Annotated in this window: 21 protein-coding genes; 5 read left to right on the top strand and 16 right to left on the bottom strand. The window is 58.5% G+C overall.

Annotation, left to right across the window (positions count from 1 at the left end; translation table 11 throughout):
* Positions 1 to 73 precede the first annotated feature (73 nt).
* A complete protein-coding gene (gene fpr, locus ACA052_RS05835; RefSeq protein WP_008054100.1) occupies positions 74 to 853 on the bottom strand; it encodes a ferredoxin-NADP reductase in 780 nt (259 codons plus the stop codon).
* A gap of 122 nt (positions 854 to 975) precedes the next feature.
* Between fpr and ACA052_RS05830 the strand changes: the two genes are divergently transcribed.
* Entirely contained in the window at positions 976 to 1,902 is a 927-nt protein-coding gene (locus ACA052_RS05830; protein ID WP_461951593.1) for a LysR family transcriptional regulator, read from the top strand.
* On the opposite strand, the gene ACA052_RS05825 is transcribed toward ACA052_RS05830, so the two are convergent.
* The 3 genes from ACA052_RS05825 to ACA052_RS05815 form a co-directional block, all read right to left on the bottom strand.
* Positions 1,899 to 2,261, bottom strand: coding sequence for a diacylglycerol kinase (locus tag ACA052_RS05825; RefSeq protein ID WP_046029258.1), 363 nt, complete (start codon positions 2,259 to 2,261; stop codon positions 1,899 to 1,901). The genes ACA052_RS05830 and ACA052_RS05825 overlap by 4 nt on opposite strands.
* Positions 2,262 to 2,336: 75 nt before the next feature.
* A complete protein-coding gene (gene erdR / locus ACA052_RS05820; protein ID WP_497648794.1) occupies positions 2,337 to 2,987 on the bottom strand; it encodes a response regulator transcription factor ErdR in 651 nt (216 codons plus the stop codon).
* A 223-nt stretch (positions 2,988 to 3,210) separates the two neighbouring features.
* Positions 3,211 to 3,954 (bottom strand): tRNA-uridine aminocarboxypropyltransferase, encoded by a 744-nt coding sequence (locus ACA052_RS05815; protein WP_497648793.1) that lies wholly within the window; start codon positions 3,952 to 3,954, stop codon positions 3,211 to 3,213.
* A 187-nt stretch (positions 3,955 to 4,141) separates the two neighbouring features.
* Here ACA052_RS05815 and ACA052_RS05810 point away from each other — a divergent pair, with 187 nt between their 5' ends.
* Positions 4,142 to 4,567, top strand: a complete 426-nt coding sequence (locus ACA052_RS05810; RefSeq protein WP_497648792.1) for a PA3611 family quorum-sensing-regulated virulence factor — start codon at positions 4,142 to 4,144, stop codon at positions 4,565 to 4,567.
* Here ACA052_RS05810 and ACA052_RS05805 read toward each other — a convergent pair whose 3' ends face one another.
* On the bottom strand, positions 4,568 to 4,762 hold the full coding sequence (locus ACA052_RS05805; protein WP_497648791.1) for a hypothetical protein: 195 nt from the start codon (positions 4,760 to 4,762) through the stop codon (positions 4,568 to 4,570).
* Between the two features lie 365 nt (positions 4,763 to 5,127).
* On the opposite strand from ACA052_RS05805, the gene ACA052_RS05800 reads away from it, so the two are divergent.
* Positions 5,128 to 6,246, top strand: coding sequence for an LOG family protein (locus ACA052_RS05800; RefSeq protein ID WP_497648790.1), 1,119 nt, complete (start codon positions 5,128 to 5,130; stop codon positions 6,244 to 6,246).
* Positions 6,247 to 6,417: 171 nt separating this feature from the next.
* Here ACA052_RS05800 and recX read toward each other — a convergent pair whose 3' ends face one another.
* The 3 genes from recX to ACA052_RS05785 all read right to left on the bottom strand — a co-directional run bounded on the left by recX (position 6,418) and on the right by ACA052_RS05785 (position 8,530).
* The gene (gene recX, locus ACA052_RS05795; RefSeq protein ID WP_497648789.1) at positions 6,418 to 6,885 is read right to left on the bottom strand and encodes a recombination regulator RecX; all 468 of its coding nucleotides are present in this window, start codon (positions 6,883 to 6,885) and stop codon (positions 6,418 to 6,420) included.
* Positions 6,886 to 6,893: 8 nt separating this feature from the next.
* Positions 6,894 to 7,946, bottom strand: a complete 1,053-nt coding sequence (recA, locus tag ACA052_RS05790; RefSeq protein WP_007907270.1) for a recombinase RecA — start codon at positions 7,944 to 7,946, stop codon at positions 6,894 to 6,896.
* Positions 7,947 to 8,029: 83 nt separating this feature from the next.
* Positions 8,030 to 8,530: a CinA family protein gene (locus tag ACA052_RS05785; protein ID WP_497648788.1), complete on the bottom strand. Its 501-nt coding sequence runs from the start codon at positions 8,528 to 8,530 to the stop codon at positions 8,030 to 8,032.
* Positions 8,531 to 8,771: 241 nt separating this feature from the next.
* Here ACA052_RS05785 and mutS point away from each other — a divergent pair, with 241 nt between their 5' ends.
* Entirely contained in the window at positions 8,772 to 11,351 is a 2,580-nt protein-coding gene (gene mutS, locus ACA052_RS05780) for a DNA mismatch repair protein MutS (RefSeq protein ID WP_497648787.1), read from the top strand.
* Positions 11,352 to 11,493: 142 nt separating this feature from the next.
* Positions 11,494 to 11,817: a ferredoxin FdxA gene (gene fdxA, locus ACA052_RS05775; RefSeq protein WP_497648786.1), complete on the top strand. Its 324-nt coding sequence runs from the start codon at positions 11,494 to 11,496 to the stop codon at positions 11,815 to 11,817.
* Between the two features lie 475 nt (positions 11,818 to 12,292).
* Here the strand turns inward: fdxA and rpoS are convergent, their stop codons facing one another.
* The 8 genes from rpoS to ACA052_RS05735 form a co-directional block, all read right to left on the bottom strand.
* Entirely contained in the window at positions 12,293 to 13,300 is a 1,008-nt protein-coding gene (rpoS, locus tag ACA052_RS05770; protein ID WP_008154012.1) for an RNA polymerase sigma factor RpoS, read from the bottom strand.
* A gap of 105 nt (positions 13,301 to 13,405) precedes the next feature.
* Positions 13,406 to 14,272, bottom strand: a complete 867-nt coding sequence (locus ACA052_RS05765; RefSeq protein ID WP_497650272.1) for a peptidoglycan DD-metalloendopeptidase family protein — start codon at positions 14,270 to 14,272, stop codon at positions 13,406 to 13,408.
* A 202-nt stretch (positions 14,273 to 14,474) separates the two neighbouring features.
* Entirely contained in the window at positions 14,475 to 15,110 is a 636-nt protein-coding gene (locus ACA052_RS05760; RefSeq protein ID WP_497650271.1) for a protein-L-isoaspartate(D-aspartate) O-methyltransferase, read from the bottom strand.
* Between the two features lie 41 nt (positions 15,111 to 15,151).
* Positions 15,152 to 15,901 (bottom strand): 5'/3'-nucleotidase SurE, encoded by a 750-nt coding sequence (gene surE, locus ACA052_RS05755; RefSeq protein ID WP_497648785.1) that lies wholly within the window; start codon positions 15,899 to 15,901, stop codon positions 15,152 to 15,154.
* Positions 15,889 to 16,947: a tRNA pseudouridine(13) synthase TruD gene (gene truD / locus ACA052_RS05750; RefSeq protein ID WP_497648784.1), complete on the bottom strand. Its 1,059-nt coding sequence runs from the start codon at positions 16,945 to 16,947 to the stop codon at positions 15,889 to 15,891. Before truD ends, surE begins: the two co-directional genes overlap by 13 nt.
* Positions 16,944 to 17,417: a 2-C-methyl-D-erythritol 2,4-cyclodiphosphate synthase gene (ispF, locus tag ACA052_RS05745; RefSeq protein WP_497648783.1), complete on the bottom strand. Its 474-nt coding sequence runs from the start codon at positions 17,415 to 17,417 to the stop codon at positions 16,944 to 16,946. The genes truD and ispF overlap by 4 nt, the downstream gene beginning before the upstream one ends.
* 53 nt (positions 17,418 to 17,470) lie before the next feature.
* A complete protein-coding gene (gene fghA / locus ACA052_RS05740; RefSeq protein ID WP_497648782.1) occupies positions 17,471 to 18,316 on the bottom strand; it encodes an S-formylglutathione hydrolase in 846 nt (281 codons plus the stop codon).
* Between the two features lie 8 nt (positions 18,317 to 18,324).
* On the bottom strand, positions 18,325 to 19,437 hold the full coding sequence (locus tag ACA052_RS05735; RefSeq protein WP_497648781.1) for an S-(hydroxymethyl)glutathione dehydrogenase/class III alcohol dehydrogenase: 1,113 nt from the start codon (positions 19,435 to 19,437) through the stop codon (positions 18,325 to 18,327).
* Positions 19,438 to 19,505: the final 68 nt, after the last annotated feature.

Genomic DNA, 19,505 nt, shown 5'->3' with positions numbered 1-19,505 from the left:
GTATTGTATCTGGCATAAAAAAATCCCCATTGCCTGCGCAGGCAATGGGGATTTTTCGATGTTGCGGTGTTGCTTACTTCTCGACGAACGCACGCTCGATCAGGTAGTCACCCGGCTCGCGCATCCGCGGCGAAACTTTCAGGCCGAAGCTGTTCAGCACTTCGCTGGTTTCGTCGAGCATGCTCGGGCTGCCGCACAACATGGCGCGGTCGTCCTGCGGGTTGATCGGTGGCAGGCCGATGTCGCTGAACAGCTTGCCGCTGCGCATCAGGTCGGTCAGGCGGCCTTCGTTCTCGAACGGCTCGCGGGTCACGGTCGGGTAGTAGATCAACTTGTCACGCAAGGCGTCGCCGAAGAACTCGTTCTGCGGCAGGTGCTCGGTGATGAATTCGCGGTAAGCGACTTCGTTGACGTAACGCACGCCGTGGCACAGGATCACTTTTTCGAAACGCTCGTAGGTTTCCGGGTCCTGGATGACGCTCATGAACGGCGCCAGACCGGTACCGGTGCTGAGCAGGTACAAATGTTTGCCAGGCTTCAAGTCGTCCAGTACCAGCGTGCCGGTAGGCTTCTTGCTGATGATGATCTCGTCGCCTTCCTTCAGATGCTGCAGCTGGGAAGTCAGCGGGCCATCAGGCACCTTGATGCTGAAAAACTCGAGATGCTCTTCCCAGTTCGGGCTGGCAATCGAATAAGCGCGCATAAGCGGGCGGCCGTTGGGCTGTTGCAGGCCGATCATCACGAACTGACCGTTCTCGAAGCGCAGGCCCGGATCGCGGGTGCACTTGAAGCTGAACAGAGTGTCGTTCCAGTGGTGAACACTGAGGACACGCTCGTGGTTCATGTTGCTCATGTACGTCGGACTCCTGGAGATTTTGCCTGCGCCGATGATGTGCGCAATTGCATCGCATTCTAATGGCAGCGACAATATCTGTTAAATGGATTATTAAGATAAGGGTTATCGGTTATATAGATATGCGATTTACTCTCCGTCAACTTCAAGTATTCGTCGCCGTCGCCCAGCAAGAAAGCGTATCCCGTGCTGCGGGCTTGCTCAACCTTTCGCAATCGGCGGCGAGCACCTCCATCACCGAGCTAGAGCGCCAGTCCAGCTGCCAGCTGTTCGACCGCGCGGGCAAACGGCTGAGCCTCAACGCCCTCGGCAAACAGCTCCTGCCGCAAGCCGTGGCGTTGCTCGACCAGGCCAAGGAAATCGAAGACCTGCTCAACGGCAAGTCCGGTTTCGGCTCGCTGGCGGTGGGCGCGACCCTGACCATCGGCAATTACCTGGCGACGTTGCTCATCGGCAGCTTCATGCAGCGCCACCCGGAAAGCCAGGTGAAGCTGCATGTACAGAACACCGCCAACATCGTGCAGCAAGTTGCCCACTATGAAATTGATCTGGGTCTTATCGAAGGCGACTGCAGTCATCCGGACATCGAAGTGCAGAGCTGGGTCGAGGATGAGCTGGTGGTGTTTTGCGCGCCGCAGCATCCGCTGGCCATTCGCGGCACCGCGACCATGGACGAACTGAGCCACGAGGCGTGGATCCTGCGCGAGCAAGGTTCGGGCACGCGACTGACCTTTGACCAGGCCATGCGTCATCACCGCAGTTCGCTAAATATTCGCCTGGAGCTGGAACACACTGAAGCGATTAAACGCGCGGTGGAGTCAGGGCTGGGGATAGGCTGCATTTCGCGCCTGGCACTGCGCGACGCATTCCGGCGCGGCAGCCTGGTGCCGGTGGAGACACCGGACCTGGACCTGGCGCGACAGTTCTATTTCATCTGGCACAAACAGAAATATCAAACGTCGGCAATGCGCGAGTTCCTCGATCTGTGCCGCGCCTTCACCGCCGGGGTCCAGCGCAGCGACGAGATCGTGTTGCCCACCATCGCTTAAAGCAGGATCACCGCCCAAACCAGCGCGATCATGCTAAGCGCCACAAACTGCGCGGCGCTGCCCATGTCCTTGGCGTTTTTGGACAGCGGGTGCAGCTCAAGGGATATGCGGTCGATAGCCGCTTCCACCGCCGAGTTGAGCAACTCGACGATCAACGCCAACAGGCAGACGGCAATCAGCAGCGCCTGCTCGACGCGGCTGACATTCAAGAAGAATGAAATCGGAATCAGGATGACGTTGAGCAACACCAGTTGCCGAAATGCGGCTTCACCGGTGAAGGCTGCGCGCAAGCCATCCAGCGAATAACCGGAGGCATTGAGGATGCGTTTTAGGCCGGTCTGGCCTTTGAAAGGTGACATAGAGTAGGCAACTGACCAAAAAGGAATGGGAAAGCTAGATGAAGCTTGGTCAAAAAAGCGTGAACATGTAACGCTTTAATGGCTTGAAATTGACTCAAGTTGTTGCAGCAGCAACGCGGCCTGAGTCCGGGTCCGCACATTCAGCTTACGAAAAATCGCCGTGACGTGCGCCTTGATCGTCGCTTCGGAAACGCTCAGTTCATAGGCGATCTGCTTGTTCAACAACCCTTCACAGACCATGGTCAACACCCGGAATTGCTGCGGCGTCAGGCTCGCGAGGCCTTCGCTGGCGGCTTTGGCTTCGACGGAAACGCTAACCGCTTCGAAGGCCTGAGGCGGCCAGAAAACGTCACCCTCCAATACCGCGCGTACGGCCTTTTGAATGACGCCCAGGTCGCTCGATTTAGGAATAAAGCCGCTGGCACCGAATTCACGGGACTTCACCATGATCGAAGCTTCTTCCTGGGCCGATACCATGACCACCGGAATCTGCGGGTACTGACCGCGCAACAACACCAGCCCGGAAAAACCGTACGCCCCCGGCATGTTCAGGTCCAGCAGCACCAGGTCCCAATCAGCCTTTTCGTCCAGTCGGGTTTCCAGCTCGGCAATACTTGCCACTTCTACCAGACGGACGTCCGGGCCAAGACCCAGCGTCAATGCTTGATGCAAGGCGCTACGAAAAAGAGGGTGGTCATCGGCAATCAGGATTTCGTATGTGGCCATTTTTCAAATGATCCTGTTTTTCAAACAACTCGAGGTACAGCCACGAAGCTGCACCAGCAGGGCACGTTCAACGCCAATTACGTGACTATTCACGTAGCTTGTTCACGTAAAGCATACGGCGTATCAAACCTTGGCCGCGCCCCAATCGGCGCCAAGCATGCCCAGCGAAGCCGGGGTGGTCAAGGTGCTTGGCCAGTACAGTTCTTTGCAGTATGGGCGACAATCAGCACATGGCTGGGGCGCCGTTCTGCACAAAGGGCATCAGCTCGGCGTGTGCCGGTGTTGAAACATTCATTTCAAGCTGATGCTTGGCATCCAGGTAATGCTGGCTGAACACGTCGAAATAAGCGTCCAGTGCCGATGCAGCCGCGACATCGCCCGCCAGATCGAGACACAACGCCGCCACTTCAGCCGTGCACAGGTGCTCACTGCGCGTCGATCGGCGCAACCGATAGCGGGACAACTTCTCGGGCAGCAGGCTCAAGATCGGGAGCGCATCGAAATAAGGGCTTTTACGGAAAATCTTCCGGGCTTCGGTCCAGGTCGCGTCCAGCAGAATGAACAGTGGCCGTTTGGCGTTATCGACCTCGACCGTGTTTGTCACCCGCTCCGGCGCAACGTACTCGCCTGGAAAGACCAGATACGGTTGCCATTGGGGGTCGGCGAGCAGTGCCAGCAACTTCGGGTCGGTTTCCGTACGCGACCAGATGAACGCATGGTTGTCGCGCACTACGTCTGCGATCAGCCAACCGGTGTTACTCGGTTTGAATACTTCTTTGTTGGTCATGATCAGGCATACGCCGGAGCGGGTCTCGACCTGTGGGCGCCAGGCGCACAGACAATGACTCTCGATCACACGGCAGGCGCGGCAGCGCGGAGCCCTCCAGCCACGGGCCTGAATCGGCTTGATACCTTCCTCTTCGCGCTCATCGCGCAAGCGGGCTACGGCGTTTGGGGCGTGGTTCATCGTGGGCAACGCCGGCAGACAGGAAAACTCGACACGAACAGCACTCAGGGGCAATAAAGGTTGGCAGTTTACCAGAGCGGCCGGCACAAGCCTGTACCGTCCAGACGTGCTCCCCTATAATTCGCCGCCACTGAACGCACAGTCACGTGGCTGGTCGAACCACCAGTCACTGAACCAGGAGAGTTTCATGCTGCGCCTTATCGTTCCCACCGCTGCCATTCTGCTGGCGTCGTCCTTCAACGCTCAGGCTGCGTCCTTGAGTGAGCAGAATCTCAACAGAGAGCTGCGAAACGTCGCCGCACAAAGCAGCGCCGGCACGCCACGGGCGATCAACGAAGACATTCTTGATCAGGGCTACACCGTCGAAGGAAATACGCTGATCAATCACTTGAGCGTGCAAAGCAGCCACGCCCAAAAGATGCGCGCCGATCCAAAAGCGGTGTACTTCCAGCTTGGCTCCTCCGTATGCAACAACCCGGGGTATCGCAAGCTGATGGCAAAGGGCGCGGTCATGCGTTACGACTTTACCGAGGTGAAGACCAATCGCGCAGTCGGCTCCGCAAGCTTCCAGGAATCGGATTGCCCGAAAGCCACACCGGCCAAGAAAAAGTAATTACCGCGAATTGGCGCGCCGTTGCTCATCCTCGGCGCGCAACTCTGCCACCAGCGCCTGCAAGTAACGCGAGCGCCGGTCGGCTCCCTCCAGCCGCCGGCAGCACTCCTCTTCGAGACTCAAATGATTGGTCTCGGCCGAGGACTTCAACAATCGATACAGTTGCGTATCGATCTCCAGAATGACTCTGGTCATGGCTACCGCCTCCCTGCCCTTCGCCCTTGATGGCGCGATAAATCCTTAGAACTGCATGTCCCGTGCGTCTTGCCTTTGACGCATAGTTGTCGTGTCACACCTGTAACTTAGTAAATCAGACTGACGGACACTTGGCTTGCGTTCAGACGAGCGGTGAAATCACCTTGCAAATCGTCAATAAGCGGTTGCCAGGAAAGACTTTGCAGCGCAATCATCAAGTCAGCGCAATCCTCTGCGAGGGTCTAGATTCATAGTGTTCTCGTTCACTTTTCAGGGCAGGAAAGGGGCTGCCCGTTACGCGTCTTGTTGTGCGAATGTTTCCTTCATCCAAGGGAAAAACAGAGCCTGTATGGAAGGAGAAGTTGATGCCTTACCAACCAAATGACCTCCTGAGCCGTCATTTTGAAGAAAGCGGCCACGACCTCACTAGCAAGGTCGAAGAGCAACTCAACCTTGTTTCACCCAACAGCCCGAACATCCCGATTTACCGCGACATGATCCTGACCGTGCTGCGCATGGCTCAGGAAGATCACAACCGTTGGAATGCCAAGATCACCCTGCAAGCCCTTCGCGAACTGGAGCACGCCTTCCGTGTGCTCGAACAGTTCAGAGGTCGGCGCAAAGTCACCGTGTTTGGCTCGGCGCGAACACCGATCGAGCATCCGCTTTATGGTCTGGCCCGAGAACTTGGCGCCGCGCTCGCGCGCTCGGACCTCATGGTCATCACCGGTGCCGGTGGCGGCATCATGGCGGCAGCGCACGAAGGCGCCGGCCGCGATCACAGCCTGGGATTCAACATCACCCTGCCTTTTGAGCAGCATGCCAATCCCACCGTGAACGGCACCGCCAACCTGCTGCCCTTTCACTTCTTCTTTACTCGCAAGTTGTTCTTCGTCAAGGAAGCCGATGCGCTGGTCCTGTGCCCTGGCGGTTTCGGCACGCTGGATGAAGCGCTCGAAGTGCTGACGTTGATCCAGACCGGCAAAAGCCCACTGGTACCCGTGGTGCTCCTGGACGCGCCGGGCGGTAAGTTCTGGCAAGGCGCGCTGGACTTCATACACCATCAACTGGAGGAAAATCGCTACATCCTGCCAACTGACATGAAGCTCGTAAGCCTGGTGTACAGCGCTGAAGAAGCGGTGGAACAGATCAATCAGTTCTACAGCAACTTCCACTCCAGTCGCTGGCTCAAACATCAGTTCATCATTCGCATGAACCATAAACTCAGCGACCGTGCGCTCGAGCACATGCAGGAAGCATTTGCCGACCTGTGTCTGAGCGATCATTTCCATCAGCATGCCTACAGCGGCGAAGAGCACGACGAAGCGCAATTCAGCCATCTGGCGCGACTGGCCTTCACCTTCAACGCCCGTGATCACGGGCGTCTGCGAGAACTGGTGGACTACATCAACCTGCCGGAAAACTGGGCGCAGTCCAAACCTCAGGCTCAACAACGCACGCGGGAGCCGTCAAAGGTTACGTGAGGGGGAAACAAACGCGACATGTAGCAGCTGGCGAAGCCTGCGTTCGGCTGCGCAGCAGTCGTAAAATCAGACAACCCGGTGTATCAGGAATACCGCGCGTTCAGATTTTACGACTGCTGCGCAGCCGAACGCAGGCTTCGCCAGCTGCTACAGGTCGCGCTGGTTTTTTGTTCAATCGTCCATCCCTCGGCCGCTGAACAAGCGGCTGATCATTTCCATGGAATAACCCCGATAACTCAGGAACCGGCCTTGTTTAGCACGCTCCCGGGCATCTATCGGTAGATGCCCGGAAAACTTGCGCCGCCAGGTGTCTTCCAGTTGTTCCTGCCAGTCGATACCACTCTCGCGTAAAGCGAGTTCGATGTCAGTGCGCTGCAAACCGCGCTGACTCAACTCTTCGCGAATACGCAAAGGGCCATAACCAGATCGGGCACGGTAGGAAACGAAGCATTCGAGGTAACGGGATTCAGACAGCAGGCCCTCTTCCGTCAAGCGGTCGAGTGCGGTGTCGATCATTTCAGGGAGGGCGCCGCGCTGACGCAGTTTACGCATCAGCTCGACTCGACCGTGCTCGCGTCGCGCGAGCAGGTCCATTGCGGTTCGCCGCACCGCGACGAGTGTATCGAGTACGGCGGTCATCGGTTCAATCAGATATCAGCGTCAGCCAGGTCATCAGCAGTCTCTTTGACTGGCGATGCTTTGACGTCCGGCGCTGGAGTCAGCAGCTTGTCGCGCAGCTGCTTCTCGAGCTTGGCGGCGATTTCCGGATTGTCTGCCAGGAACTTGGCCGAGTTAGCCTTGCCCTGACCGATCTTGGTGCCTTCATAGGCATACCAGGCACCGGACTTCTCGACGAAACCGTGCAGAACACCCAGGTCGATCATTTCACCGTTGAGGTAGATGCCCTTGCCGTAAAGAATCTGGAACTCGGCCTGACGGAACGGCGAAGCGACCTTGTTCTTTACAACCTTGACGCGGGTTTCGCTACCGACAACTTCATCACCTTCTTTCACCGCGCCAGTACGGCGGATGTCCAGACGAACCGACGCGTAGAACTTCAGCGCGTTACCACCGGTGGTGGTTTCCGGGCTGCCGAACATCACGCCGATTTTCATACGGATCTGGTTGATGAAGATAACCAGGCAGTTGGCGTTCTTGATGTTACCGGTGATTTTACGCAGCGCCTGGGACATCAGGCGGGCTTGCAGGCCCACGTGCATGTCACCCATTTCGCCTTCGATTTCAGCCTTCGGAACCAGGGCGGCCACGGAGTCGACGATGATCACGTCAACCGCATTGGAACGCACCAGCATGTCGGTGATTTCCAGGGCCTGCTCGCCGGTGTCCGGCTGGGAGACCAGCAGGTCGTCGACGTTGACGCCCAGTTTGCCGGCGTATTCAGGATCGAGGGCGTGTTCGGCGTCGACGAATGCGCAGGTCGCACCGGCTTTTTGAGCCTGGGCGATCACGGACAGTGTCAGCGTGGTTTTACCGGAGGATTCAGGACCGTAGATCTCAACGATACGGCCTTTTGGCAGACCGCCAATGCCGAGCGCGATGTCCAGACCCAGAGAGCCAGTGGAAATAGCCGGGATCGCCTGACGGTCCTGATCGCCCATACGCATTACGGCACCCTTGCCGAATTGACGTTCGATCTGACCCAGGGCCGCAGCCAAGGCTTTCTTCTTGTTGTCGTCCATTAAAGTCCTCACGTAATCAATAAGGCCTGACGGCCAACACCTGTATAAGTAGCCAGTATTATTCCACAGCGATTCAGGATCGCCTACCCCTGATTTGAGATTTCTCCCGCCGCATGGCGCAGCAGCCCCTCTAGCGCGGCCTTCACCGTTTGTCGGCGGACCTCGTCGCGGTTGCCGGGGAAGTGCTGCACCTCGCTGAACACCTGCTCACCCACGCCCCAGGCCAGCCAGACAGTGCCCACCGGCTTACTCGGCGAGCCGCCATCCGGCCCGGCCACACCGCTGACCGCCACGGCAAAATGCGCCCGGCTTTTTTCCTGCGCGCCATGGACCATCGCCTCGACCACTTCGCGACTGACGGCCCCCACCGTTGAAAACAACGCTTCCGGGACATTCAGTTGTTGGGTCTTCTGGCGGTTGGAGTACGTCACATAACCGGCCTCGAACCACGCCGAACTGCCCGGGATCCGGGTGATCGCTTCACTGATCCCACCGCCGGTACAAGACTCGGCGGCAGTGACGTGGGCATTCAGAACCTGCAAGCGCCTGCCAAGTTCAGCGGCCAGTTGGGTGATTTCTTTCACGGTCATCTCCTGATCGAGCGGAATGAGAACTACCGTACACGAGCGTATCGCGCTTGCAAGGCACGGAGTCGATCAAAATGTTAGCGGGTGATGGCGCGGATGCGCGGCGAGAGACACCCCGCGCAGCTTTCATGCCTGCGTCAGGCTGACCGCCCATGTTAACCTTGCGCCCATCGCGGAAAAGCCGGGCCGACGCCCCTCCTTTGCCCTACACCTTTCAACGAATTTGCCTGATTATCCGATGAATAAAGCACTCTCCGATCTGTCCTCCCACACGCCGATGATGCAGCAGTACTGGCGGTTGAAGAACCAGCACCCTGACCAGCTGATGTTCTATCGCATGGGCGATTTCTACGAAATCTTCTACGAAGACGCGAAGAAAGCCGCCAAGTTACTGGACATCACCTTGACCGCTCGTGGGCAATCGGCCGGCCAGGCGATTCCGATGTGTGGGATTCCTTACCATGCCGCGGAAGGTTACCTGGCGAAACTGGTGAAGCTCGGCGAGTCGGTGGTGATCTGTGAGCAGGTCGGCGACCCAGCGACCAGCAAAGGGCCGGTGGATCGTCAGGTAGTGCGGATCATCACGCCTGGGACAGTGAGCGATGAAGCGTTGCTGGATGAGCGTCGGGATAACCTGATCGCGGCAGTGTTGGGTGACGAGCGCTTGTTCGGCCTGGCGGTGCTGGACATCACCAGCGGCAACTTCACGGTGCTGGAAATCAAAGGCTGGGAAAACCTGTTGGCGGAACTGGAGCGGGTCAATCCGGTGGAGCTGATGATCCCGGATGACTGGCCGAAGGATTTGCCGGCGGAGAAACGTCGTGGGGTTCGTCGTCGTGCACCGTGGGATTTCGAGCGCGACTCGGCGCTGAAAAGTCTCTGCCAACAGTTCTCGACCCAGGACTTGAAAGGTTTTGGCTGCGAGAACCTGACCCTGGCCATCGGCGCCGCCGGTTGCCTGCTCAGCTACGCCAAGGAAACCCAGCGCACCGCCCTGCCCCATTTGCGCAGCCTGCGCCATGAACGCCTGGACGACACCGTGGTGCTGGACGGTGCGAGCCGTCGAAACCTGGAGCTGGATACCAACCTGGCCGGCGGTCGCGACAATACGTTGCAATCGGTGGTCGACCGTTGCCAGACCGCCATGGGCAGCCGTCTGCTGACCCGCTGGTTGAATCGCCCATTGCGTGATCTGACTGTATTGCTGGCGCGCCAGACCTCGATTACCTGCCTGCTCGACGCTTACCGTTTCGAAAAACTGCAACCGCAGCTCAAGGAAATCGGCGACATCGAGCGGATTCTGGCGCGGATCGGCCTGCGCAATGCCCGTCCTCGGGACCTGGCTCGCCTGCGCGATGCGCTCGGTGCACTGCCGGAGCTGCAAGTGGCAATGACTGAGCTGGAAGCGCCGCACATCATTCAATTGGCGAAGACCACCAGCACCTATCCGGAACTCGCGGCGCTGCTGGAAAAAGCCATCATCGACAACCCGCCGGCAGTCATCCGTGACGGCGGCGTGTTGAAAACCGGTTATGACGCCGAGCTGGACGATTTGCAATCGCTCAGCGAAAACGCCGGGCAGTTCCTGATCGACCTAGAAGCACGGGAAAAGGCTCGCACTGGCCTGTCGCACCTGAAGGTCGGGTACAACCGCATTCACGGTTACTTCATCGAGTTGCCGAGCAAGCAGGCCGAATCGGCGCCCGCCGACTATATCCGCCGCCAGACGCTAAAAGGCGCCGAACGCTTCATCACACCGGAACTGAAGGCTTTCGAAGACAAGGCGCTGTCGGCCAAGAGCCGCGCCCTGGCCCGCGAGAAAATGCTCTATGAAGCATTGCTCGAAGACCTGATCGCCCAGTTGCCGCCGCTGCAAGACACCGCCGCTGCGCTGGCCGAGCTGGATGTGCTGAGCAACCTCGCCGAACGCGCGCTGAACCTCGACCTCAACTGCCCGCGCTTCGTCGACGAACCTTGCATGCGCATCAGCCAGGGTCGCCACCCGGTGGTCGAGCAAGTGCTGACCACGCCATTCGTGGCCAACGACCTGAGCCTGGACGACAACACGCGCATGCTGGTGATCACCGGTCCGAATATGGGCGGTAAATCCACCTATATGCGTCAGACCGCGCTTATCGTGCTGCTGGCGCATATCGGCAGTTTCGTGCCGGCGGCCAGTTGCGAACTGTCCCTGGTGGACCGGATCTTTACCCGGATCGGCTCCAGCGATGACCTTGCGGGTGGACGCTCGACCTTCATGGTCGAAATGAGCGAAACCGCCAACATCCTTCACAACGCCACCGAGCGCAGCCTGGTGCTGATGGACGAAGTCGGTCGCGGCACCAGCACCTTCGACGGTCTGTCCCTGGCCTGGGCCGCCGCCGAACGCCTGGCACATCTGCGGGCTTACACGCTGTTCGCCACCCACTACTTCGAGCTGACAGTGCTGCCGGAAGCGCAACCGCTGGTGGCCAACGTGCACCTCAATGCCACCGAGCACAACGAGCGCATCGTGTTCCTGCACCACGTCCTGCCCGGCCCTGCCAGCCAGAGCTATGGCCTGGCCGTTGCGCAATTGGCCGGCGTGCCGAGCGAAGTGATCGTCCGCGCTCGCGAGCACTTGGGCCGGCTGGAAGCCACCGCGTTGCCCCATGAAGTGCCGAAGCCAAGCAAGGGCAAACAGGCCGCACCGCAGCAGAGCGACATGTTCGCCAGCCTGCCGCACCCGGTACTGGATGAACTGGCCAAACTTGATCTGGATGACATGACACCGCGTCGCGCGCTTGAAATGCTCTATACACTGAAGACACGGATCTAACGCACTTGCCTGCAAGCTGTTAGAATCTCGCGCGGTTTGGGATGCTGCAGGCTAATAGCCTGGCCTGCAGACTATCGCTCCCGAACCTGGCGACCCCAACGTGAAGGGGCTCCGCTGCCGCCGCCTGAGGAGAAAATTAGAAATGACCTTCGTCGTCACCGACAACTGCATCAAGTGCAAGTACACCGACTGCGTAGAAGTTTGTCCGGTGGACTGCTTTTACGAAGGCCCGAACTTCCTGGTGATTCACCCGGATGAGTGCATCGACTGCGCACTGTGCGAACCAGAATGCCCTGCCGTGGCCATCTTCTCTGAAGATGAAGTACCCGCAGGTATGGAAAACTTCATTCAGCTGAACATGGAGCTGGCCGAGGTTTGGCCAAACATCACTGAACGGAAAGACCCATTGCCCGATTCCGCCGACTGGGATGGTAAGACAGGCAAGATCGAACACCTGGAACGCTGATTTCCCCCGCGTTCTTGAAAAGGCCCCTTGTGGGCCTTTTTGCTTTTCTGCAGGCAAAAAAAAGGGGCGGTTTGATCCGCCCACATTTTTTCCCTATTCCCTGTGTTCCTTTTCATCGTCCTGATGAATCGCTTCCTGCGATATCCATTCCCCTCGTCCTTGAAGGGCGTGTCTGTCCGTCGACACAGTTCAGATACTAGAGAATTCCCTCGCGATGACAAACGACCCAGATCAACAAAAGAGCCTGTCACATCCGCTTAATATTAAATAATAAGCCGATAAATCAAGAGGTTGAACGACACGATATCGCGCGATGGACGACTGCCGCACTGTAAAAATAACGAACACTTACGAAAGAGTAAGCGAAGACTTACAACGCAAGACTACAAAGCCGAGGTGGCGCAAGGCTCATCATCCAGAAAACAAAAAGCCCCGAACCAGTCGAGGCTTTTTGCTGATTGCTCAAGCGATATGCTTATTGAAACAGCGACTCGCTCGACAGACCATTTTTCTCGAGGATCTCCCGAAGGCGCTTCAGTCCTTCAACCTGAATCTGTCTGACCCGTTCACGGGTCAGGCCAATTTCCAGGCCTACGTCTTCCAGCGTGCTGCTCTCATGCCCCCGCAGCCCAAAGCGGCGTATCACCACTTCACGCTGTTTGTCGGTCAGCTCAGAGAGCCATTGATCAATGCTCTGGGACAGGTCGTCATCCTGCAGCAGTTCGCATGGATCGGTTGGGCGGTCATCAGTAAGAGTGTCCAGCAGGGTTTTATCCGAATCCGGACCCAGCGAGACGTCGACCGAAGAAACCCGCTCGTTCAAGCCGAGCATGCGCTTGACCTCTCCCACCGGTTTTTCCAGCAGGTTGGCGATTTCTTCGGGTGAGGGTTCGTGATCGAGCTTTTGCGTCAGCTCCCGTGCGGCCCGCAAGTACACGTTGAGCTCTTTGACCACATGGATCGGCAACCGGATGGTCCGGGTCTGATTCATGATTGCGCGCTCGATGGTCTGACGAATCCACCAGGTAGCGTAGGTCGAAAAGCGGAAGCCGCGTTCAGGGTCGAATTTCTCTACCGCCCGGATCAGCCCGAGGTTGCCCTCTTCGATCAGGTCCAGCAGCGACAGCCCACGATTGACGTAACGCCGGGCGATTTTCACCACCAGCCGCAGGTTGCTTTCAATCATGCGTTTGCGCCCGGCCGGATCGCCACTTTGCGACAAGCGTGCAAAATGAACTTCTTCTTCGGGGGACAGCAGAGGGGAGAAACCAATCTCATTGAGGTACAGCTGCGTAGCATCGAGTGCACGCGTGTAGTCAATGTATTTGTGTTGCTTTAACGAAGCGGAGTGTTTGGATTTGGCACGAACGGAAGGTGGAGCAGCCCCTTCATCATTCGACATCGAATCCGTACCGATGCCGGTCTCCATCAGGAGAACCTCATCGTCGATGTCAAACTCCGGCACTTCTTTACTGAGAGCCATTGTTATAGTCCTTTGGTGAGTTCGACCTCAAGCTCAAGCGACGCCTTTATCCTTGGCAACGCTGGAGCCTGTTCCCTCTACGTGACGGAACAGGCTGGTAAGCGGTCAACGACGTGGCAGGAATTGCAGCGGATCTACAGGTTTACCCTGGCGGCGAATCTCAAAATGCAGTTTCACCCGGTCTGTTCCCGTTGACCCCATTTCGGCAATTGTCTGTCCGACTTTGACCTGCTGCCCCTCCCGAACCAACAGCCTGCGGTTATGTCCGTAGGCACTGACGTAGGTTTCGCTGTGTTTGATGATGACTAATTCGCCGTAGCCCCTTAAGCCACTCCCGGCGTATACCACCGTCCCATCAGACGCAGCTAAAACAGGCTGTCCCAAATCTCCGGCGATATCAATTCCTTTATTCAAACTGCCGTTTGAGGAGAACTTTCCAATCAGAATGCCATTAGATGGCCATCCCCAGCCGGTCGGGGCCGGGCCCGCGGGAGGCAACGGAGCGGGTGCAGGCTTGTTGGCGACGGACGGTGCAACCACGGTTGTACTGGTCGTCGTGCCGTTTACCTGGCGCCGGATAACCGTGGTTTTACTTGACGACGAAGGCGTAGAACTGGCCGAACTGACCGCTGCTGTCGGAGCTATCGGTGTTGAACCGGTACGGCCGTCAAAGCGAATCGTCTGACCCGGATGAATGGTGTAGGGCTCTGGAATATTGTTACGCGCCGCGAGAGCCTTGTAGTCCCAGCCGTAGCGAAACGCGATGGAGAACAGTGTGTCCTTAGGCCGGACGACATACTGCCCCGTGGTCACTGCCGGACGCTGGGCGACGGCGTTATTACGATCGACGACGCGTACGTCACTCGATTTGTTGCTGGAACAACCAACCAGCAAGGTACTCAAGACAAGGCCAGTCACCAGGCGCTGAAAGCCGGTTATACCCATACGCTGCGCAATGACTGTGAGACTCACCCGCCGCTCCCTTTGTGGTGGCTGAAAAATGTGGATTGCCGTGAATCGGCACGAGATGTCGCCAGTATAACGGTCCGAACAGGCTTTACCTTTAATGATGCGAGGCACACGTTTGCTACCTGACGATGAATTCCGTTTAACTGCTCGATGCCGCTGTAAGACAGAGGCAATCGAAGAGAATTCAGCCCGCTACAACAAATGCTCAGGCCAGTGGCCCATTGAGCAATGGAACAAAGCGCACAGACCCCAGAACACGTCGGGAAAAACCCTGCTCTTCACGGATGATCAGCATTAATTGTTGCACTTCGCCGGCCCCGACCGGGATCACCAGCCTTCCGCCTGGCGCTAACTGATCAAGCAGAGCCTGAGGGACGTCGGTGGCCACTGCCGTCACGATAATGCCGTTGTACGGCGCCAGTGCCGGCCAGCCTTCCCAGCCATCGCCCCAGCGGAATACCACGTTGCGCAAGTTGAGATCGACCAGGCGTTCCTTGGCCCGATCCTGCAACACCTTGATGCGCTCGACGGAAAACACCCGCTCAACCAGTTGCGACAGAATCGCCGTCTGATAACCCGACCCGGTGCCGATTTCCATCACCTTGTCCAGAGGACCTGCTTCCAGCAGCAACTCGCTCATGCGAGCCACCATGTAAGGCTGGGAGATGGTCTGGTTGTTACCGATCGGCAACGCCGTGTCCTCGTAGGCGCGGTGCGCCAGCGCCTCATCGACGAACAGGTGACGCGGGGTACGGCGGATCACTTCCAGCACCTTGGCGTTGGAAATACCTTCCTCATACAACCGCTGAATAAGGCGTTCGCGGGTTCGCTGAGAGGTCATCCCGATGCCGCGATGCAGCATATGGTCTTGTTCACGAGCCATTAGCGCAGCCCCTCCAGCCAGCCATCGAGACTTCTGAACGCATCATTGAAGGTGCGATCCAGTTGCAGCGGAGTGATGGAAACATAGCCCTGCATCACCGCATGGAAATCAGTACCCGGGCCGCCGTCTTCGGCATCTCCCGCCGCGGCGATCCAGTAACCGGATTTCCCGCGCGGGTCGACCACTTTCGTCGGCGCCGCCGCACGGGCGCGATGGCCGAGCCGGGTCAACTGGATGCCGCGGATATGGTCCAGCGGCAAGTTGGGAATGTTCACGTTCAGCACCGTGCGCGGTGGCAGCTCAAGGTCAGCGTGGGCTTCAACCAGTTTGCGCGCAAAGTATGCGGCTGTGGGAAGGTTCTCCACTTGCCGTGAGACCAACGAAAAGGCGAACGAAGGACGCTGTAGGAAACGGCCTTCAAGCGCCGCCGCCACCGTACCGGAATACAGCACGTCGTCCCCCAGGTTGGCGCCCAGGTTGATGCCGGAAACCACCATGTCCGGCTCGCGCTCCAGCAAGCCGTTAAGGCCCAGGTGCACGCAATCGGTGGGTGTGCCATTGAGGCTGATAAAGCCGTTGGCCAGCGTTTGCGGGTGCAACGGACGGTCGAGCGTCAGCGAGCTGCTGGCGCCGCTTTTGTCCTGGTCCGGGGCGATAACCACGCATTCGGTGTAATCCGCCAGCGCAGCATAAAGCGCGGCGAGACCGGGTGCGGTTACCCCATCGTCGTTAGAAATCAGAATACGCATGGGCTGTCCGTCTGCCCCACCGGCACCAGATCGACGAGTTCACGCACCAATACGGTGGCGAAGCATCCGGCCGGCAGGACGAATTCCAGTTGCAGAATGTCAGGCTCGGGATAATGCCACGTCAACCCACCAATGGGCAGCCGCAGGATGCGACGTTCGTGGCTCATTCCGGCGTTAATCAACCAATCGCGAAGATCTGCTTCGCGGGCGGCGATTGCCTGCTCCAGTTCATGGACAGCGCCCGTCGTCGGCGAGTCACCTTCACCCCACTGCGGACCGGTCGGGTGCAGGTCGAGAATCGCCAGGCGCGGATCGCTGCACTCGGCCTCACCGGCCGGAAAAAAACTGCGGCTGTCGGTGAAGGCCAGCAGGTCTCCGACCTGGGCACGCTGCCAGGTACCCTCGGCAACACGCGCCGCCAGCACCTGGTTAAACAGAAAACTGCGGGCGGTGGACAGCAGCCGCGAACGCACGTTGCGCTGCTCCGGCAGGGCCTTGCGCGCGGCCCAGGCACGGGCATCGACCACGTTGCCGCCGTCAAACCCGAAACGCTGGGAACCGAAATAGTTGGGTATACCTTGCTTGGCGATCAGTTGCAGACGCTCTTCGATTGCCGCCTTGTCGCCAGCAAATTGGGTCAGACGCAACGTGAAACCGTTGGCCGAGTGCGCGCCGCGTTGCAGCTTGCGTTTGTGCCGGCCGGTCTTGAGGATCTTCAGCGTGTCGTTTTCAGCCGCCGACAGATCAGGATCGGCCTTGCCCGGCAATTGCACGCTGAACCACTGGCGCGTCAGCGCCTGACGGTCCTTGAGGCCCGCGTAACTGACCGTACGCAACGGCACGCCCGCCGCCTTGGCGATCCGCCGTGCCGCTTCCTCAGTATTCAGGCCGCGCTTTTCCACCCAGATCCACAAGTGCTCGCCATCGCCACTGAGGGGAATATCGAGCACTTCATCGACCTGGAAATCTTCTGCCGTGGCTTTCAACACCGCGGTGCCGAGGGCTTCACCATAGGCCCGCGGGCCGAGCAATTGCGCCTCGTTCATGCGCGCAGCAACAAGGCAACGGAATGCACGGCAATGCCTTCTTCGCGACCGACAAAGCCAAGCTTTTCGGTGGTGGTAGCTTTCACGTTCACTTGATCCAACTCAACTTGAAGATCCGCGGCAATCAGCGCGCGCATCGATTCGATATGCGGGGCCATTTTCGGCGCCTGGGCGACGATGGTGTTATCGACGTTGGCGACTTTCCAGCCTTTGGCGTGGATCAGTGCGACGACGTGACGCAACAGCACGCGGCTGTCGGCGCCCTTGAACTTTGGGTCGGTGTCCGGGAAATGCTTGCCGATATCACCCAACGCAGCGGCGCCGAGCAAGGCATCGCTCAAGGCGTGCAGCAGGACGTCACCGTCGGAATGAGCGAGCAGCCCGAAGCCGTGTGCAATCCGCACGCCGCCCAGAGTAATGAAATCGCCTTCAGCGAAACGGTGCACATCATAGCCGTGGCCAATACGCATAAAAAAACGCCCCGATTTTTGTCAGGGCGTGATTCTACCTGCTTTGTCGGACATTAGGCGCCTAGAGCGCGTCCGTGATGTTGCAAGTGCTCGTCGATGAAGCTGGCGATGAAGAAATAGCTGTGGTCGTAGCCCGGCTGCAGGCGCAACGTCAGCGGATGACCCGCCAGTTTGGCGGCCTGTTGCAGGGCTTCAGGCTTGAGCTGGGTTGCCAGGAAATCGTCCCGATCCCCTTGATCGACCAGCAGTGGCAGCTTCTCGTCCGCTTCGGCAATCAAGGCGCAGGTGTCCCATTCGCGCCATTTCGCACGGTCTTCTCCCAGGTAACGGGAAAAGGCTTTCTGACCCCAAGGGCAATCCATAGGATTGTTGATCGGCGAAAACGCCGACACTGACTGATAACGCCCCGGATTGCGCAAGGCACAGACCAACGCGCCGTGCCCGCCCATGGAGTGACCGCTGATGCCACGTTTGTTCGACGCCGGGAAATGGGCCTCGACCAATGCCGGCAATTCCTGCACGACATAGTCATGCATCCGATAGTGCCGCGACCAAGGTTCCTGCGTGGCATTCAGATAAAACCCGGCGCCGAGACCGAAGTCCCAAGCGCCATCTGGGTCACCCGGCACGTCAGGACCGCGCGGGCTGGTATCCGGCGCAACGATGATCAACCCCAGCTCGGCGGCCATGCGCAGGGCGCCGGCCTTTTGCATGAAATTCTCGTCGGTGCAGGTCAGGCCGGACAACCAGTACAACACCGGCAGCTTGCCGCCCTGCTCCGCTTGCGGCGGCAGGTACACGGCAAACACCATGTCGCAGCCAAGCACATCGGAGCGGTGCCGGTAGCGTTTGTGCCAGCCGCCGAAGCTTTTCTGGCAGGAGATATTTTCCAGGCTCATGACCGACCTCAGAAGTGGATGACGGAACGGATGCTCTTGCCTTCATGCATCAGGTCAAACGCCTTGTTGATATCTTCCAGGCCCATGGTGTGGGTGATGAAGGTATCCAGCGGGATCTCGCCGGTTTCGGCCATTTCCACGTAGCTTGGCAACTCGGTACGGCCGCGCACGCCGCCGAACGCCGAACCGCGCCAGACGCGACCGGTGACCAACTGGAACGGACGGGTAGAAATTTCCTGACCAGCACCGGCTACGCCGATGATCACCGACTCGCCCCAACCCTTGTGGCAGCACTCAAGTGCGGCGCGCATCAAGTGGACATTGCCGATGCACTCGAAGGAAAAGTCGACGCCGCCATCGGTCATGTCGACGATGACTTCCTGGATCGGACGGTCGAAATCTTTCGGGTTCACACAGTCGGTTGCACCCAATTGCTTGGCGATCTCGAACTTGGCTGGGTTGATGTCGATGGCAATGATCCGCGCAGCCTTGGCTTTCGCCGCGCCGATCACGGCCGACAGACCGATACCGCCGAGGCCGAAAATGGCGACGGTGTCACCCGGTTTTACCTTGGCAGTATTGAGCACCGCACCGATGCCGGTGGTGACACCGCAACCCAGCAGGCAGACTTTCTCCAGTGGCGCTTCTTTAGGGATCTTGGCAACGGAGATTTCCGGCAGCACGGTGTACTCGGAGAAGGTCGAGGTACCCATGTAGTGGAAAATCGGCTGCCCCTTGTAGGAAAAGCGCGAAGTGCCATCCGGCATCAGGCCTTTGCCTTGGGTGGCACGAATCGCCTGGCAGAGGTTGGTTTTGCCCGACAGGCAGAATTTGCACTGGCGGCATTCCGGGGTGTACAGCGGGATCACATGATCGCCGATCGCTACCGAGGTCACGCCCTCGCCGATGGCTTCAACCACTGCGCCACCTTCGTGGCCGAGGATCGACGGGAAGATGCCTTCCGGGTCAGCGCCGGACAAGGTGTAGGCGTCAGTGTGACAAACACCGGAGGCAACCACACGCAGCAAAACTTCACCCGCCTTGGGCATGGCGACATCGACTTCAACGATCTCCAGAGGTTTCTTGGCCTCGAAGGCAACGGCGGCGCGCGACTTGATCATAGGGTTGCTCCAGTGAATAAAAACGAGACAAGGAGTGTAATACACCGCCTCTCGGTGAATAATCAGGC

The organism is Pseudomonas sp. LBUM1644 (assembly GCF_059716195.1).
Note: the sequence above shows the minus strand (reverse complement) of the source record. Positions and strands in the feature narration are given on the sequence as shown.